Origin of the sequence: Larsenimonas salina, assembly GCF_023736155.1 — a bacterium.
GTDB classification, from domain to species: Bacteria; Pseudomonadota; Gammaproteobacteria; order Pseudomonadales; family Halomonadaceae; genus Larsenimonas; species Larsenimonas salina.
On sequence record NZ_JAMLJJ010000001.1, the window covers coordinates 535,703 to 551,177 of the forward strand.

A 15,475-nucleotide genomic window follows, 5' to 3' on the forward strand; every position below is an offset into this window, starting at 1 on the left:
ATATCGATTTGAAAAAACCCCATACAACCTAACAAACCCCGCGAATTCTCGCAGCTTACGACGAGTTTGGAGTCCTGCAATGACCGACCCGACGTCCACCTCCGTGCCGGACGCACCCTTTGCTATCGTGGAGCTTGATGGCCCCGGCAGCGCGACCCTGCTTCAGGGCCAAAGCTCTGCGGCCATCGACCTCGTAAGGCCGCCCTTCGCGCCGTTGATCGCGTTTTGCACCCCGAAAGGCCGCATGATCGCCAACGGCCAGATTATTGCCGTGGGGGAACATCGGTTCTGGCTTCTACTTGATGCAGGCCTTGCCGACACGGTGATGACACATTTGAAAAAATTCGCCGCGTTCTATAAGACCGAACTGACCCTGCGCAGTGATCTTCAAGTGCAAAAACTCATCGCACCAGGCGATGTTGGCCACCCGCTGCCGGATCTGCCCTTTCAGATGCAGCAACACGACGACATCGTGTGGCTTCGTCATCCCGGCGAACATGCCCGCTTTCTACGTATTGCCACAACCCGCGATGACGCCCTTGAGACCGCATCGGACGCTGCCTGGCGGCTCGAGGACGTCGATGCCGGACTCTTTTTTCTTGATGGCGAACAAAGCGAGCAGTGGCTGCCTCAGATGCTCAACTGGGAAGCTCTGGGCGGCATCAGTTTCAAGAAGGGCTGCTACACAGGCCAGGAAGTGGTCGCACGAGCCCACTACCGCGGCCAGGTCAAGAAACGGTTGGTGCATCTTTCCGGCCCACGTGGGCTTGCGCTCGCCTCAAACGATCAACTGAGCACCGAGGATGGCAAGCGCGTCGGTTCCGTGATGGTCGCGGCGGAAAGCGACACGACCACCGAGCTTCTTGCCGTGGTCAACGTCAGCGCCCTCGATGCCACGGTCTATCACGATGAAAGCCGTACCGCGCTGACGCTCGCGCCGTTGCCATACACGCTTGAGCGCGTGGACCCCGAGACGCTGGCCGCGGGCTGATCGGTGGGTGACAGGTCTATGTGTATGACCTCACAAAAAATGTGAATGAGCTCACAAAAAAGCAGGTCAATGATGACCTGCTTTTTTTATGGATAAGGGGTTGGAGGTTTGAGGCGCTATAGCGCTCAGGGGGCGTGTCGGCGCTGATGGCGTTCTCTGTTGCGCTGACTGGCAGACGCCGACTTCTTGAGCGCCACATAGGTCGCGCCCAACCCGCCGTTACGCGGCTGAGCGGTGGAAAACGCCTGAACTTCGTCAAACTGCTGAAGCCATTTGGTCACGTAGGACCGAACGATGTTGGCGTGGCTGTCGTCGCGCTTGCCTCGCCCATGCACGATCAAGAGCGTTCTCAGCTCATGAGCGTAGGCTTCTCTGATAAACGCAAATACGTCGCGACGAACGTCTCTGAGCGGCTGCCTGGCCACATTGATCTGAGCATCGATGCGATAGCCGCCTTGACGCAGCTTGTCGATCACACCGGTTTGAATGCCGTCTCGCCTGAACTCGAACGGGTCGTTGACGGGCAGCAGATCCACGAACTCATCGGAAAGAAAATTGGTGGCCTCCTCTTCTTTCTGGGCCTGGGCGCGACGTGCGCGCTGGGCGTCGGTCAATTGCGGGTCACGCTTGAACGACACCACCGTATTCGACGGTTTCAACGGGGTAACGTCGGCCATCTCCTTGGCAAAAAGCGCTTCATCTCGGTCGTAATCGCGTTCCATCGTCACTGCCCTCATGCGTTGGCTGAAATGACCTTGCGTCATCGATGAGAGGCGCCCTAATCGTCGGTTGACGGCCGACCGGACTGCCCCTCGTCGATGTAGTCTCGAAGTGCCCGGTTCGTCGCAATGCGACGCTGCATCGTCAGCGCGTCAAGCGCGTGTTGGATCGGCTTGAAACGCGCATCGGGGGCGGCGTACTCATCGCTTGGCTGCCACCCGATATGCATCAGGATATCGCATAACGGCAGTTCGTCCAGGCTGCGCGCAAGGACCCACCCCCCCTGGATTCCCTGCACGACCCAGCGCTGCTCCACCAGCGGCGCCATCAACGACCGATAATGCCCACCGACCAGCCGGCGCACCTGCCTGAGCGACAGCTCGCCGCCAAGCGCGCGCTGCTTGTCGAGCTTGTAAAGAAGCCCGATGCTCTGCCAGAACGACGACCAGTGCCGCCAATCGGCCCGGTGCGACTCCCCCAGATACGCGGTGAGTTCCGCCCCGAGCAACACGATTGCCCAGCACAGATAGACCCAGATCAGAAAAAGGGGAACGGCGGCAAAGGCGCCATAGATGATCTGATAGGACGGGAAGTGGCTCACAAAGACCGAAAAACCGTACTTGGCAAGCTCGAACGACACCGCAACGGAGACTGCGCCAATCAGCGCGTCGCGCACACGCACGCGCGTACTCGGCACCGCCATGTAGACAAAGAAAAACGCCAGTACGCTCAAAAAAAGCGGCATCAGCATCAGTATGAGATCACGCCCCCCGAACAGGAACGCCGCAGTATCAAATATTCGAAGCGAGGCCAGGTAGGATGAGAGCGCAAACCCCGAGCCAATCAACAAGGGGCCAAGCGTCAATACGGTCCAGTAGATCACGAAGCTTGCGATGCCGCGGCGATGGGTCGACACCTGCCAGATCTGATTGAATGCGTGCTCGATGGTGTACATCATCATGATCGAGGTCACGAACAGCACCCCGATTCCCACGCCGGTCAACTGCTGCGCCTGATGCGAGAACTGGTTGAGCTTATCGATCACCACCTCGCCGGTGGCCGGCAGAAACTGCTGGAACACGTAGGTCTGGAGCTGGTCTCCCACGCCCTGAAAGGCCGGTACCGCCGAGAGCATGGCGTAAAGCACCGTGGTCAACGGCACCACGGCAAAAAGCGTGGTGTAGGTCAATGCGCCCGCGGTTCGAAGCCCATCGTGGCGTGCAAACCGCGTGAAGAGGTGTCGCACCTCCTTGAGCGCCCTGAGCCGCTTCGGGCCCATGAAGGGGCGTTGTGACTCTCGCTGACGCCGCACTACAATACCTCCTTGATGCTTAAATAATGCGCCAAACGCTCGTTTCCTCGAGCCTTTTCACACTTGAGCCCTTTTACCAACGGGATACCCCATGACCACGCCTTACCTTCTTGTCTTGTACTATTCGCGCAACGGAAAAACCCGTCAACTGGCCGAAGCGGTGGCGTCCGGCATCGAATCCATCTCGGGCGTAGACGCACGCCTTCGAACCGTCCCGTCGGTCTCGCCGACCTGTGAGGCCACCTCTCCCGAAATCCCTGAGTCCGGCGCCGTCTACGCGACCCTTGATGATCTTCGCGACTGCGCGGGCCTGGCCCTTGGTAGCCCGACGCGCTTTGGCAACATGGCGTCGGCATTGAAGCATTTTCTCGATGGCACCAGCGAGCTCTGGATGACCGGTGCGCTGGTCGACAAACCCGCCGCGGTCTTCACCTCGACGGCAAGTCTTCACGGCGGTCAGGAAACCACGCTGACCAGCATGATGACACCACTGCTTCATCACGGCATGATCATCACCGGCGTCCCCTACAGCGTTACCGCGCTTTTCGAGACGACCCAGGGCGGCACCCCTTATGGCGCAAGCCACGTCAGCGGCGAAAGCAACGCCCTTGAGGTCGACGCCAACGAACATGCCATCGCCTATGCTCAGGGCCAGCGGCTCGGTGCCCTGGCACGCACGCTCACCCAACACGAGTCACCGACATGAATACGATGAAAAGCTGCATTCTTTCCTATGTGGCCCTGCTTGCCGTGGCCGTCGCCAACGCCATCTGGCTGGTCGCCACACACCAGATGGAAATTGCGCCACTGGCCATCCGTCTGCTGCCGCTGGTGCTTTTGGGCACGGTTTTCTGGATGCCACGGACCCGCGGGTTCATCTGGCTGGCCTTTGTCAGCATCATCTACGGCGTTCAAAGCGCATTGATGATCGAAGCCGACGGTCAGTGGCCTTGGTCGGTGGTTGAGATCCTCGCCGCACTCGCCCTGTTGATCACCTCGGTCAACCAGGCCCAGCGCCTGAAATCGAAGCAAAACGTCGCCAACGAACAAGCGTAGCCAATGGCGCTGCGCCGTACCAAGACTCGAGGACCCCTGCATGAATCAGGACATTGCCCAGCTAAGACGGGACTATGCCGGCGCAAGCCTTGCCTTTGACTCGACCCCGGCAAGCCCCTTTCCGCTCTTTTCGGAGTGGCTCTCGGCCGCTGTCGACACCGAGAAAGACGACGCCAACGCCATGACGCTTGCAACGGTTGATAACAACCAGATGCCGCACGCGCGTATCGTGCTGCTTAAGGGCTTCGATGAGCAGGGCTTCGTGTTCTACACCAACTACCAAAGCCACAAGGGCAGCGAACTGGCCGGCAACCCCGTGGCGGCCATCGTCTTCTGGTGGCCCACGCTTCAGCGCCAGGTCCGCGTCGAGGGCCACGTCGAGCAGGTTGAAAAGGCGCTTTCCGACCGCTACTTCGAAAGCCGACCGCGTGACAGTCAGCTTGGCGCCTGGGTGTCGCAGCAAAGTGTCGAGATTCCGGGGCGCCGCTGGCTCGAAGAACGTCAGGCGCGGTTTGAAAGCGCGTTCGACAACGTGCCCGTCGAGCGCCCCGCGCACTGGGGTGGCTATCGGATCAAGCCGCACATGATCGAGTTCTGGCAGGGCCAACCCAACCGCCTGCACGATCGGCTGCGGTTTCGCCGCCTTTCAGAAACTGCCCAGTGGGACAAGACCCACCTCGCCCCTTGACCTGAAACCAGGTTGACCTGACGCCGTGGCCCGGGCCGCCCCTTATGGGTCGGTCTGGGCCAGACGCTGGCGCTGCCAGGCCGTGGCAGGCTCATTCAGCGCAAGTCGCGCGGTCACCACACCCTCTTCCATATCAAGACGGGTGGTAAAGCCAAGGGCTTTTACCAGTGCGCGCATCGCCCGGTTGTCCGGTGCAATCTTTCCATACATCTCAAGCGTGCCGACGTGACGGCTGTAGTCGATCAATCGCGTCATCAAACGCCGCCCCAGGCCTCGCCCCTGCATGTCATCGCGAATAATGATCGAGAACTCGGTACGCACGTTATCCGGGTCGTTCCAGACGCGAGCCACGCCAAGCATCGTGACCGACTCACCAAGCGCCTCGCTTGATGACGCCACCCCCCTGGGGGCGCGCTCCAGTGCAACAAACGCCATCTGGCGGTCGTAATTGAGCTGGGCAAGACGCGCCAACGCCTCCTGCGACAGCTCCGGCTTGTCGCGAAAATACCGAAATCGGATGCTCCTGGCAGAAAGATGGCGATGAAACTCGGTAATCAGCGCTGCGTCCGATTCCCGAATCGGCCGGATCGTGATCGAATCACCCTCTGAAAGAAGCTCCTCGTTCACCCACTGATCGGGGTACGGCATGATCGCAAACCGCGCAGGCGCCCCCACGCTCAACCGATAGTCTTCGGCCCAGACCTCCGTCGCGCTCACTCGCAGGGGGCTGATGTTCAAAAGCGCGAGCGTGGGAACATCGGTTGCAAGCGTCGAAAGCGTCACCAGAAGCCGGGCCAGCCGCTCCCGCCAGGCCGTTGATCCCAGCTGCTCGGTCAGGAGATGGTGTGCAGACGTCTGATCGATCAGGGTGTGGGCCAGTTCGCGATTGAGCGGCGGCAGAGCCACATGGCGGTCCTCGGCCTCATCAAGCGGATGTCCCGCCCGACCGATGAACACGACCGGACCAAACACCGGGTCTCGAGTAATACCGACGCTCAACCCAACGCTTGCGACATCTGAGCGTTCAGGGCGCACGCACACGCTATAAAGCGGCGTGTCACGGGCCTCGAACCGTGCCTTGAGTTCGGCGAACGCCTCCTGCAGGGCGATCGGCGTTGTAAGACGGCGCAGCACACGCTCAGCGGTGTCCGGCACCGAAAACGGCATGCACGCCTGTTCATGCACGGCCTGCATCTGCCAGGGCGGTGCAAACGCAGGCAACACCGGCTCCGAGTGCGTCGCTTGTAGATAATGCACGCGGCCGAGGCTAACCCCATAGGCATCGAGTACCTCACCGCACTCCTGATGCGTCAACGCCCGGCGCTGCCGTTCAAACGCCTCTCGAATGAGGCGCTGGGCGTTTTCCCTGCGGTGATCGCGGCCAACAAGCTCCGCATTGGGCGGTGTCAGACGCAGAAGATGCTGCGCCTTGCGATAGCGCACCATCAGCATCACGCCATCCACCGCCTTTTCCGGCGAACGATAATGCGCGATACCGGCCCGCTGGCACTGAAGGCGCGCCTCGCGGGCGGTCTTGAGCCCCATCCAGCAGCTCATCAGAACGCCCCGCACGGCCTCCCTGCTTGCCACCACCCGCCGGGCCACCTCATCGGCCGGCGCCATGCGGGTCGGGGCGTGAATGGTGATCACCACATCCACGTTCGGGTCGGCGCCCACTAGACGCACCGCCCGTTCGAACACCTCAGGGGTCGCCAGACTCCCGACATCGACCGGGTTGTCTCCGCGCACGCTGACGTCCAGCGCCTGCGACGTCAGGGCATCACGCGTGGCGTCTGACAGGGACGCCAGAGTGCCGCCCTGGGCGATCAAGGCGTCCATTGCCATGAACGACAGCCCCAGCCCATTGGCCACGAACGCGACCCGGTCCCCCGGCATCGACTGCACACGCGTCAACGTCTCGAGCGCATCGATCAGCTCATCGGAGGCGTTCACGCGCAGCACGCCCGCGCGCTCGAGGGCGGCGTCAAGCACCTGGTCACGCCGGGAGAGCCCCGGCGCCACGCTGTTACGGGCGAGGTCGGTGCGCTCGAGATGCATGACCAGCGCCCGGTAGCCGCCGCTCAGATTCAGATAATCCAGCACGTCGGGCAGCGTCACATCGATGCTGTCGCCGAGGGCCACCATGTGCGAAAAGCCGATGCCCCGCTCAGCGGCCCAGTCGATCAGGGCGTGACCGACCATACCCGACTGACCCAGGTAGGCAAGCCGCCCTCGGGCAATCGCGGTGCTGGTGCAGGACGCATTGAGATTATGCTGCGTCGAGAGGATGCCTGCGCACTCAGGCCCCATGATGCGAAGACCAAAACGGGTGACGATCGCACCGAGCCGGGAACGAAGCGAGTCCGGCTCAGAAGCCGGGCTCTCGCTCCAATGAGCGCCCCCCGTCATGATCAATGCCGCCGAGCAGCCTCGCTCGGCGAGCGTGGTCAACGGCTCCGGTATGCACTCGACCCGACAGACAAAGAGAATCAGATCCGGCGGCGGCGACAACGCCTTGAGCTCCGGCACCCGCTCGAGGCCCTTCATGGTCACCTCACTGGCCGAATCATCAAGGCCGTATACGCCAAGGCGCCCTCGAAACCCGCCTTCACCCAGGTTGGCAAGCACCGTGCGCGCAAGGTCAAGATGCTTGCCATCGAGTACGATCAGAATTGATCGTGGCTGGAAAAACCGTTCGACGAATTGAAGCCCCAAGCCATTTTCCTGCATGATTCCCTCGTTCGCTGCCTTGCGCTGCGCGCGTTCATCGCTCGGGCGTTACCTGATGAAGGAAGACCCATGATAACCGCACTGATCGCCCCGAGTTTCTGTCGCCGCCATATGGTGGCGCCATGGCACCCCGACCACCCCCGACGGCTCAACGCCATCGAGCGTCAACTGGCACGTCATGGGGTATCCCAACACCTGCAGCATTTCGATGCCCGCGCCGCCAAACCCGAGCACTTGCTGCTCGCCCATGATGCAGGCTATCTGGGCTTTTTGAGCGACGCCACTCCAGATGATGCCCCGATCGCTCTCGACGATGAGACCTTTGTCACCAAGGACAGCTGGCAAGCGGCCCGCATTGCCGCGGGTGCCGTGGTCAAGGGCGTCAATCAGCTGTGCCGCCAGCAGGCAGACAACGTGTTCTGCGCCATTCGCCCACCGGGCCATCACGCCGAGCACCAGCGCGGCATGGGGTTTTGTCTGATCAATAACGCCGCCATCGCCGCGCGCTACGCGATCACCCACTGGGGTCTCAAGCGCATCCTGATCGTGGACATCGATGCCCACCAGTGCAACGGCACGCTGGACATTCTAGGCAACGACCCGCGGGTACTGATCTGCTCGATGTATCAACAGGGGATTTACCCTGCATCAAGCACCCCGCCGCCATCGAACTCAATCAATATGGCACTTGCGCCGCACACCACCGGGCGCGAGGCCAGCCTGCGTTTCGAAGCCGACTGCCGCCACGCCATCGAGCGCCACCGGCCAGAGCTTGTGATCATGAGTGCAGGCTTTGATGGCCACAGGAAGGACGGCATGACGGATCTCGATTTCGAGACGCAGGACTTCAGGACGCTTACGCAACAGTGCCTGGACATCGCGGCCAGGTTCAGCGATGGCCGACTGCTGTCGGTGCTGGAAGGCGGGTATCATCTGGAGAGTCTCGGGCCCTCGGTCGAGGCCCATGTACAGGCCCTCGCCGGGCTCGGCGAGGGCCTGCGCTGACGCCGCCGGGCGTGTCTCAGCGTGCCCGGCGCGTTAGACGATCAGTATTCGTGCGTCATCATCTTTTTGGCGTAGTCCTTGCCGTAGCGAGCCAGCGCCCAGGCGTACATCAAAAGCCCAAGCAGCATCCAGCCCCCAAACACCAGCCACTCGACACCGGTCAACGCCGCAGGGCTGAAGGGCAGATAAAGCCCGGCCATGCCGATGGACAGGGCCACCGCAATGACACCCACCAGCATGCCCTGAGGCACACGGAACGGGCGTGGCATCTCGGGTTCCCTGGCGCGCAGCACCAGAAACGACAGCGCGACGAACAGATAGGCAATCACGATGCCAAGGCCGCCTGCGTCCACCAGCCACACCATGGCAGGGCGCCCCATCAGTGGCGCCAGGCTCGAAATGATACCGATCAGCAAGATGGCGTTGGTCGGCGTCTTGTACTTCGGATGCAGCTTGGCGAGAAAGCCTGGCAGCATGCCGGCATGCGCCAGCGCGTAAATGGCCCGTGACCCCCCGATATAGAACGCGTTCCAGCTGGTGATGATGCCGGCCATGCCCGCAAGGATCATCAGCTTGGACGCCCAGGGCGCGTCGAAGACCGCCTCCATGGCTGCCGGCACCGCCAGCACATCGCCGCCGAGCTGTGAGGCCGGCAGCATCAGCGAAGTACCAAAGACGATCAGTGCGTACCAGACCACCGCCAGCACCACGGACAACATCAGCACCCGGCCAATATCGCGATACGGCAGATTGATCTCTTCAGCGGCCTGAGGGATGACGTCAAAGCCAACGAACAGAAACGGCACCATGATCATCACCGTCATGATGCCGCCGGCGCCATCGGAAAACAGCGGTTGAAGCGTGGTGGTTTCGCCGGTAAACAGCGCCCCGGTAATGAACAACACACCCACCACCAGAATCAGAAGCGTGACCAGCCTTTGAATGAGTGCGGCCATAGTCACGCCCACGTAGTTGATCACCATCATGACAAGGGAGCCAATCACGCCCACCAGAACCCAGGTGAACTTAACGTCCCAGCCGGCAAGCGTCCATAAGTGACCGACGGCGTAGTTTGGAAAGAGACTCTCAACGACCGTGGGCAGTGCAACGGCTTCGAACGCGACCACGCTGAGGTAGCCAAGCACGATGCTCCAGGTGCAGATGAACGAGGCGAAATGCCCCAGCGCCCGATAGCTGTAGACATGTTCACCGCCCACCTTGGGCATGGCGGCGGCAAGCTCTGCGTAGGTCAGTCCGACAAGAATGACCGCAGTCCCGCCGATCAGAAACGCAACGACCGCGCCCATGCTGCCGGCATTGACAATGAATTTGCCGGTCAGCACGATCCAGCCCCAGCCGATCATGGCCCCGAACGCCAGTGCAAGCACGTCCTTGCGCGCCAGCACTCGAACGAGTGCGTCTGAAGAATTGGTAGACGACATTGTTGACTCCGTTATTGTGTCGAGCATGCGCTGCATTGTTATTGAAGGGATAGCGCATCCGAAGGTTTCAAGCGTTCAATATAATGACCATTAAAATCACTAAGCAACAAAAAATACGGGCTTAGACCAAAAAAATCCCTTTTATGTAAATTAAATAAAACGCCTCACCCCCAAAACATGCAAGAGACACGCAAGAGATTCGAAAACGGCGCGGGCGCGCTACACTGGCCTATCGAACCCGTACTGCCTCATCGACTCTGCAACCGTCGACAACGCTGGTGCACCAATTCCCGCAAGGAGCCCTCATGTACTCGCAGCTGCCCGAACAAACCCAGCAACGCATCGAAGCCGAAGCCTTTCGCACATTGCTCAAGCACCTCGATGACAACAAGGACGTTCAAAACATCGACCTGATGATCCTGGCGGACTTCTGCCGGAACTGCCTCTCGAAGTGGCTGGTCAGCGCCGCCGCCAATCAGGGCGTCGAGCTCGACTACGAAGCCGCCCGTGAACACGTCTATGGCATGCCCTACAGCGAGTGGAAAACGCTGTATCAAGCCGAGGCCACCCCCGAGCAGCTCGAGGCGCTCAAGGCCCGCCAGGCGGCCAAACAGGATGAGCACACCCAATGACCTTTCTTCCTTTATCCATTGCCGTGCTGACGGTTTCCGACACGCGAACGCCTGATACCGACAAGTCAGGCAACTACCTGGCCCAGGCCATCGAAGCCGCGGGCCATCGCTGCGCCGAGGTCGTGATCGTGCCGGACGACATCTATCAGATTCGGGCACAGGTATCGGCCTGGATCGCGGCCGCCCACATCGATGTCATCATCACCACAGGCGGCACCGGCTTTACCGGGCGCGATACCACACCCGATGCGTTGACGCCGCTGTTTGATCACGCAATCCCGGGTTTTGGTGAGCAGTTTCGCGCCCTGTCCTATCAGGAAATCGGCAGCTCCACCATTCAAAGCCGCTGCATCGCGGGCTTTGCCAATCGCACGGTCATCTTTGCCCTGCCAGGCTCGACCGGGGCGTGCCGAACCGGCTGGGAGGGACTGATTCAGGAGCAGCTCGACAGCCGCCACCAGCCGTGCAACTTCGCCAACCTGGTCAAACGGGGAGCCGGCCAACATGGGCACTGACTTTCACAGCGTCGATGCCGCGCGTGCGGCCCTGCTCGAGGGTGTTACATCGCTTGAGAGCGAACCGTGCGCGCTGGACGCCGCAGGGGGGCGTGTACTCGCCGAGGACGTGCACGCCGCCTACGACATGCCGCCCTTCGATAACAGCGCCATGGACGGCTACGCCGTTCATAGCCGTGACCAGGGCAAGACACTTGCCGTTTCCCAGCGCATTCCGGCAGGCACCCATCCACCGCCACTCGCCCCCGGTACCTGCGCGCGCATTTTCACCGGCGCGCCGATCCCAAGGGGCGCCGACAGCGTGATCATGCAGGAACACGTTCGAGTCGATGAAAACGGCCACATCGGTTTTCCAGATACCGTCACCCCTGGAAACAATGTGCGCGTTCAGGGCGGTGAAGTCGCCGTAGACAATGTGCTGCTTTACGCCGGAACCCGTCTGACGCCTGCCACTCTAGGAGTACTTGCAAGCCAGGGCATTGCCCAGCCAAGGGTTCGACGCCGCCCACGCGTCGCGCTCTTGACCAGTGGCGATGAGGTCATTCTCCCGGGCACACCGATCCAGCCGGGCCAGATATACAACAGCAACCGTTATCAGCTGGCGGGATTGATCAAGGAATTTGGCGGGGAAATTGTCAAGATCACGCACTTGCCCGACTGCTTCGAGGCGACCTGCCAGGCGCTCAGCGAGGCTGCGGCGACCGCCGATGTGCTGGTGACCGCCGGTGGAGTCTCGGTCGGCGAGGAGGATCACGTCCGCCACGCGATAGAATCAATGGGCACGCTCACGATGTGGCGGCTGGCAATGAAGCCCGGCAAGCCGCTGACGATAGGCCGTATCGGTCACGCCTCGGTGGTGGGGCTTGCAGGCAACCCAGTGTCCGGGTTCGTTGGCAGTTACCTGTTTCTGCGTCCGCTGCTCGGCCGACTGCTGGCCTGCCCGACGCTTGAGTCGTTACCTGCCCGAACCGCTAAAGCCGCTTTTTCGACCAAAACGGCCAGCCGCCGCCATTATATGCGCGTAACGCTCGACGCCGAGGGTGATGCCCACCTTGCGGGCTCGCAGGATTCCTCGATGCTGACCTCCTGCGCGCTGGCCGAGGCGTTCGCGGTCATCGAGCCAGACAGTGTCATTACTCCCGGTGATCCCATCCACTGCCTGACGCTGCCCAGGTCGTAGCGCGTCCTAGCCAACCCGCCGGGTCTGAGACTCCAGGTCCGGCCAAAGCCTTTCAAACGCCGCTTCAAGACGCATTGGATGGGTCTCGAGCCAGTCGCCCAGCGCATACATCTGAGGCGTCTGACGCGGGATTCGATGGCCGAGTGCGCGCACGCTCTGGCAGGTGTAGCCATAGTCGGCGTAGCGCTCCAGCCAGCGCTGTCTGATCAAGGCGTCGCACAGCGGCCCCATGCGGCCCGGTATAAGGTGCGCATTTAGAGACAAAACCTCATAGATTCGGTCGATGAGGCCACGCTCGAGCGCGGGGTGCTGCGTCTCTGGATCGAGTAGGCGAACCGACAGGAAATGGTCCCAAACCAGATCGAACCCGATGCCCGAGACCCGGCGCACCTCTCGCGGTACATAAGCTTTGAGTGCCTGCACCTCGGCGTGGTGATCGATCCACTCATCGAGCTGGCGGTGGCGCCGGATGCCAAGGGCAATGTCTGCGGGCCAAGCGGAAAGATTACGTCCCTTGATGCCATCGGCGATCAGGTTGCCCAAAAGGTACTCATCGGACCCGCTATGAGCGATGACCGCGTGGCCCAGAAAGTTCACCTTAGGGCCTACAGGCAGTTGGTGGGCTTGGGGAGCCCTGCTAGGCGCGCCGCGACCTTGGCAGGACTGTCCGGAAACAGCCGCATCAGATAGATCGAGCGGCCCTTCTCGGGCCCAAGCGCCTGACCGACCGCCTTGACCAGCGGCCGCATCGCAGGTGAGAGCTCGTAGGTCGCGTAAAAGCTACGGATGACCTCGATCACCTCCCGATGCGCGGGCTCAAGCGTTCGGCCCTCGCGCTCGGCCAGGGCGTTCGCCACTTCGGGCGTCCAGCGCCCGCGCTCAACCAGATACCCCTCTGGATCCAGCGCGATGACCTCTTCGCCGACGTTGATTGAAAGCTCGTGGTGGGTTCCCATGTCAAAACCAGCTGATCGACTGTGAATGGGTGGCGGTCAACTCGACAAAATCGTCGACCGTCACGGTTTGCACGCGAGCATCTGTCCGCGCACCAAGGCCTCGCGCCTCAAGATCCTCCGACAGTACGTACACCGCAACGTCAAGAGGCAGTGACGCGCACCACCGCGCATCAAGCGCGCAGTAGACACCGTCCTCGACCAAGACGAGCGCATCGCCCGGGACAGCGGCACGAAGGGCATCATCGGGCGTCGCGCTTGAAAACGCGCTGCGATTGAGAATATGCAACGTCATGGGTCAAAAGCTCACTATCTGTCGATACGACGCGGTCACGGACGCCAGTTCGCACTCAATGACATCGACGGCAAGCGCACTCACCTCGAGCCCCCGTTGCTGCAGTGCGACGCGGTCCACGAAAATCGTTTCGATGTCATACATCGGCAACGCCTTGATCATTGGCAGCGTGCCCTTTTGCCCCAGCGCCCCGGCGCTCTGGTCCGGAAGCAGGCAGAACACGCCATCGCCGGCGAACACAATATCCACCGCCATGCCCATCGCCCCACCAACCAATGCGGCTTCGATGCCTTCACGCGCAAAGCTCGTTCCGTGCGGCGCATGACGAATCAGAATCAATGTTTTATCGGTCATGGGGCAAAGGTCACCGTGCGATCTGAGGATTGGGCCGAGGCCAGTAGCTGTCCGACGCCTGTCAGCTCAAAAGGTTCGCCCAGATTATGCACCTCGCCCCCGTGGCGGCGAGCCTCGGCGTCGTTCATTACACCCCGTTTCAGCGCAGCAGCCACACACACCAGCAGCTCACAGCCCTGAGTCGTCTTGAGATCGGCCCAGGCCTGATTCAGATGTGGCTCATCCTGTGGCGGTGTGATGAGCGTCGAGGCGTTATAGACACCGTCGTGATAAAAGAACACGGTGGCAACCGTATGCCCAAGCCCCGGCAGCGCACGGGCAAACCGAAGCGCCGAATGCGCGGCCTGGCTACTGTAGGGGGCGCCATAGACGATCAGCGTGTACTTCAAGAAAGACTCCTTCACAAACAAAAGCAGGGCCCGAAGGCCCTGCACTTGCATCCCGCTGTCACGTCGATGCTCAATCGTCGCCGGAAACGACGCCTAGAATCGAGAGCAGGCTGACAAACAGATTATAGATCGCCAAGTATAACCCCAGGGTGGCCAGAATGTAATTCTGCTCACCCCCATGGATGATCTGGCTGGTCTCATAAAGAATCATCGCGCTTGCAAACAACACGAAACCGGCTGATACCGCGAGCGCCAGACCGGAAATGTTGAACAGCATCGCAACGACCATCGCGACCACCAGCACAATGGCGCCGGCCATGAGGAAGTTGGCCAGGAAACTGAAATCCTTTTTGGTGACCAGCACCACCGCGGAAAGCCCCACAAACGTGATCGCCGTCATCGCAAGCGCGGTCATGATCAGCTGTGCGCCGTTGGCAAGCGTTAGATAACTCGAAAGCACCGGACCGAGCGTAAAGCCCATGAAGCCGGTAAAGGCGAAGATCGCCAGAAGCCCCGCAGATGAGTTCTTGAGTTTGTGCACCAGAAACATCAGCCCGTAGGCACCGATGAAGAAAACGAAGATGTTGAGATGGGCCACGCCCATCGACATCGCAAGCCCGGCAGTCAGGGCAGAGACCCCAAGTGTCAGGGCCAACAGCATGTAGGTGTTGCGCAGAACCTTGTACGCCGGAGCGACCTCGCTCCTCGACTGGCTGTTCGACGCGACATCGTGATAGCGCTCATTCATGACAGGCCTCTCCAATGAGACAGAGAAAGTGATAGTCACCAGCATGCAACGCCTTCTCACACCATGCAACACGCTGTTCAACACTGGTTAAGTCTATGATCGTAAAAAACATACTTGACGATCTAAAACCAACTGGTAGTATACGCAGCCGTGAGCCGGAGGGATGGCAGAGTGGTTGAATGCACCGGTCTTGAAAACCGGCAAGGGTTTATAGCCCTTCCAGGGTTCGAATCCCTGTCCCTCCGCCACCTTGACTACCGACGCCCCGAATCGATTTCATCGATTCGGGGCGTTCTCGTTTTAGACCGCTCTATTTCCGAGTATCCGCTCACGGACATCGTCGACTCCCAGCTCAAGTTGACCGTCCGTCTTGGCAAGCAGGTCAGTGAAAGTCATGATCGCTATGCGCACGGTTACACCCCTGAGTACTTGTCGCCATCGCCACCGGCCAATCTGAAGAAGTTG

The 15,475-nt window shown here is 60.8% G+C and carries 18 protein-coding genes and 1 tRNA gene; 9 read left to right on the forward strand and 10 right to left on the reverse strand.

Going from position 1 to position 15,475, the window contains the following annotated elements:
• Positions 1-79: 79 nt before the first annotated feature.
• Positions 80-991, forward strand: a complete 912-nt coding sequence (gene ygfZ / locus NAT23_RS02545; RefSeq protein ID WP_251925199.1) for a CAF17-like 4Fe-4S cluster assembly/insertion protein YgfZ — start codon at positions 80-82, stop codon at positions 989-991.
• Positions 992-1,116: 125 nt separating this feature from the next.
• Here the strand turns inward: ygfZ and smrA are convergent, their stop codons facing one another.
• Complete coding sequence (gene smrA, locus NAT23_RS02550; RefSeq protein ID WP_251590071.1) at positions 1,117-1,713, reverse strand: DNA endonuclease SmrA; 597 nt, start codon at positions 1,711-1,713, stop codon at positions 1,117-1,119.
• Positions 1,714-1,769: 56 nt separating this feature from the next.
• Positions 1,770-3,023, reverse strand: coding sequence for a virulence factor BrkB family protein (locus tag NAT23_RS02555; RefSeq protein WP_251925201.1), 1,254 nt, complete (start codon positions 3,021-3,023; stop codon positions 1,770-1,772).
• Between the two features lie 91 nt (positions 3,024-3,114).
• Between NAT23_RS02555 and wrbA the strand changes: the two genes are divergently transcribed.
• The 3 genes from wrbA to pdxH are packed head-to-tail and all read left to right on the forward strand — an operon-like array spanning position 3,115 to position 4,767.
• Complete coding sequence (gene wrbA / locus NAT23_RS02560) at positions 3,115-3,729, forward strand: NAD(P)H:quinone oxidoreductase (RefSeq protein WP_251590074.1); 615 nt, start codon at positions 3,115-3,117, stop codon at positions 3,727-3,729.
• Positions 3,726-4,079, forward strand: a complete 354-nt coding sequence (locus NAT23_RS02565) for a DUF2069 domain-containing protein (RefSeq protein ID WP_251925202.1) — start codon at positions 3,726-3,728, stop codon at positions 4,077-4,079. The genes wrbA and NAT23_RS02565 overlap by 4 nt, the downstream gene beginning before the upstream one ends.
• Positions 4,080-4,119: 40 nt before the next feature.
• On the forward strand, positions 4,120-4,767 hold the full coding sequence (gene pdxH, locus NAT23_RS02570) for a pyridoxamine 5'-phosphate oxidase (protein ID WP_251925204.1): 648 nt from the start codon (positions 4,120-4,122) through the stop codon (positions 4,765-4,767).
• Positions 4,768-4,809: 42 nt separating this feature from the next.
• Here the strand turns inward: pdxH and NAT23_RS02575 are convergent, their stop codons facing one another.
• Positions 4,810-7,497 (reverse strand): bifunctional acetate--CoA ligase family protein/GNAT family N-acetyltransferase, encoded by a 2,688-nt coding sequence (locus tag NAT23_RS02575; RefSeq protein WP_251925206.1) that lies wholly within the window; start codon positions 7,495-7,497, stop codon positions 4,810-4,812.
• 69 nt (positions 7,498-7,566) lie between these two features.
• Here NAT23_RS02575 and NAT23_RS02580 point away from each other — a divergent pair, with 69 nt between their 5' ends.
• Entirely contained in the window at positions 7,567-8,502 is a 936-nt protein-coding gene (locus NAT23_RS02580) for a histone deacetylase family protein (protein WP_251925208.1), read from the forward strand.
• 41 nt (positions 8,503-8,543) lie between these two features.
• On the opposite strand, the gene NAT23_RS02585 is transcribed toward NAT23_RS02580, so the two are convergent.
• Positions 8,544-9,944, reverse strand: coding sequence for an APC family permease (locus NAT23_RS02585; protein ID WP_251925210.1), 1,401 nt, complete (start codon positions 9,942-9,944; stop codon positions 8,544-8,546).
• A gap of 305 nt (positions 9,945-10,249) precedes the next feature.
• On the opposite strand from NAT23_RS02585, the gene NAT23_RS02590 reads away from it, so the two are divergent.
• Genes NAT23_RS02590 through NAT23_RS02600 form a run of 3 tightly spaced genes read left to right on the forward strand, consistent with a single transcriptional unit; the run spans position 10,250 to position 12,271 of the window.
• Positions 10,250-10,576 (forward strand): DUF1244 domain-containing protein, encoded by a 327-nt coding sequence (locus NAT23_RS02590; RefSeq protein ID WP_251925212.1) that lies wholly within the window; start codon positions 10,250-10,252, stop codon positions 10,574-10,576.
• Positions 10,573-11,091 carry a molybdenum cofactor biosynthesis protein B gene (gene moaB, locus NAT23_RS02595; protein ID WP_251925214.1) on the forward strand — a complete coding sequence of 173 codons (519 nt, stop codon included), beginning with the start codon at positions 10,573-10,575 and terminating at the stop codon, positions 11,089-11,091. Before NAT23_RS02590 ends, moaB begins: the two co-directional genes overlap by 4 nt.
• A complete protein-coding gene (locus tag NAT23_RS02600; protein ID WP_251925216.1) occupies positions 11,081-12,271 on the forward strand; it encodes a molybdopterin molybdotransferase MoeA in 1,191 nt (396 codons plus the stop codon). The genes moaB and NAT23_RS02600 overlap by 11 nt, the downstream gene beginning before the upstream one ends.
• Positions 12,272-12,277: 6 nt before the next feature.
• Here NAT23_RS02600 and NAT23_RS02605 read toward each other — a convergent pair whose 3' ends face one another.
• The 6 genes from NAT23_RS02605 to NAT23_RS02630 all read right to left on the reverse strand — a co-directional run bounded on the left by NAT23_RS02605 (position 12,278) and on the right by NAT23_RS02630 (position 15,010).
• Entirely contained in the window at positions 12,278-12,868 is a 591-nt protein-coding gene (locus tag NAT23_RS02605) for an ACP phosphodiesterase (RefSeq protein ID WP_251925218.1), read from the reverse strand.
• An 8-nt stretch (positions 12,869-12,876) separates the two neighbouring features.
• Entirely contained in the window at positions 12,877-13,227 is a 351-nt protein-coding gene (locus NAT23_RS02610; protein ID WP_251925220.1) for a TusE/DsrC/DsvC family sulfur relay protein, read from the reverse strand.
• Between the two features lies 1 nt (position 13,228).
• Entirely contained in the window at positions 13,229-13,519 is a 291-nt protein-coding gene (gene tusB, locus NAT23_RS02615; protein ID WP_251925223.1) for a sulfurtransferase complex subunit TusB, read from the reverse strand.
• A 3-nt stretch (positions 13,520-13,522) separates the two neighbouring features.
• On the reverse strand, positions 13,523-13,873 hold the full coding sequence (gene tusC, locus NAT23_RS02620; RefSeq protein ID WP_251925227.1) for a sulfurtransferase complex subunit TusC: 351 nt from the start codon (positions 13,871-13,873) through the stop codon (positions 13,523-13,525).
• A complete protein-coding gene (gene tusD, locus NAT23_RS02625) occupies positions 13,870-14,262 on the reverse strand; it encodes a sulfurtransferase complex subunit TusD (RefSeq protein WP_251925229.1) in 393 nt (130 codons plus the stop codon). The genes tusC and tusD overlap by 4 nt, the downstream gene beginning before the upstream one ends.
• 70 nt (positions 14,263-14,332) lie before the next feature.
• Entirely contained in the window at positions 14,333-15,010 is a 678-nt protein-coding gene (locus NAT23_RS02630; RefSeq protein WP_251925231.1) for a Bax inhibitor-1/YccA family protein, read from the reverse strand.
• 157 nt (positions 15,011-15,167) lie between these two features.
• Between NAT23_RS02630 and NAT23_RS02635 the strand changes: the two genes are divergently transcribed.
• Positions 15,168-15,258 (forward strand) — tRNA-Ser (locus NAT23_RS02635).
• The last annotated feature ends 217 nt before the right edge of the window (positions 15,259-15,475 follow it).

Bases quoted from the DNA above. Each gene is read 5' to 3' on its own strand.
- ygfZ (WP_251925199.1), top strand. From the start codon at position 80: ATGACCGACCCGACGTCCACCTCCGTGCCGGACGCACCCTTTGCTATC.
- smrA (WP_251590071.1), bottom strand. From the start codon at position 1,713: ATGGAACGCGATTACGACCGAGATGAAGCGCTTTTTGCCAAGGAGATG.
- wrbA (WP_251590074.1), top strand. From the start codon at position 3,115: ATGACCACGCCTTACCTTCTTGTCTTGTACTATTCGCGCAACGGAAAA.
- NAT23_RS02565 (WP_251925202.1), top strand. From the start codon at position 3,726: ATGAATACGATGAAAAGCTGCATTCTTTCCTATGTGGCCCTGCTTGCC.
- pdxH (WP_251925204.1), top strand. From the start codon at position 4,120: ATGAATCAGGACATTGCCCAGCTAAGACGGGACTATGCCGGCGCAAGC.
- NAT23_RS02575 (WP_251925206.1), bottom strand. From the start codon at position 7,497: ATGCAGGAAAATGGCTTGGGGCTTCAATTCGTCGAACGGTTTTTCCAG.
- NAT23_RS02580 (WP_251925208.1), top strand. From the start codon at position 7,567: ATGATAACCGCACTGATCGCCCCGAGTTTCTGTCGCCGCCATATGGTG.
- NAT23_RS02585 (WP_251925210.1), bottom strand. From the start codon at position 9,944: ATGTCGTCTACCAATTCTTCAGACGCACTCGTTCGAGTGCTGGCGCGC.
- NAT23_RS02590 (WP_251925212.1), top strand. From the start codon at position 10,250: ATGTACTCGCAGCTGCCCGAACAAACCCAGCAACGCATCGAAGCCGAA.
- moaB (WP_251925214.1), top strand. From the start codon at position 10,573: ATGACCTTTCTTCCTTTATCCATTGCCGTGCTGACGGTTTCCGACACG.
- NAT23_RS02600 (WP_251925216.1), top strand. From the start codon at position 11,081: ATGGGCACTGACTTTCACAGCGTCGATGCCGCGCGTGCGGCCCTGCTC.
- NAT23_RS02610 (WP_251925220.1), bottom strand. From the start codon at position 13,227: ATGGGAACCCACCACGAGCTTTCAATCAACGTCGGCGAAGAGGTCATC.
- tusB (WP_251925223.1), bottom strand. From the start codon at position 13,519: ATGACGTTGCATATTCTCAATCGCAGCGCGTTTTCAAGCGCGACGCCC.
- tusC (WP_251925227.1), bottom strand. From the start codon at position 13,873: ATGACCGATAAAACATTGATTCTGATTCGTCATGCGCCGCACGGAACG.
- NAT23_RS02630 (WP_251925231.1), bottom strand. From the start codon at position 15,010: ATGAATGAGCGCTATCACGATGTCGCGTCGAACAGCCAGTCGAGGAGC.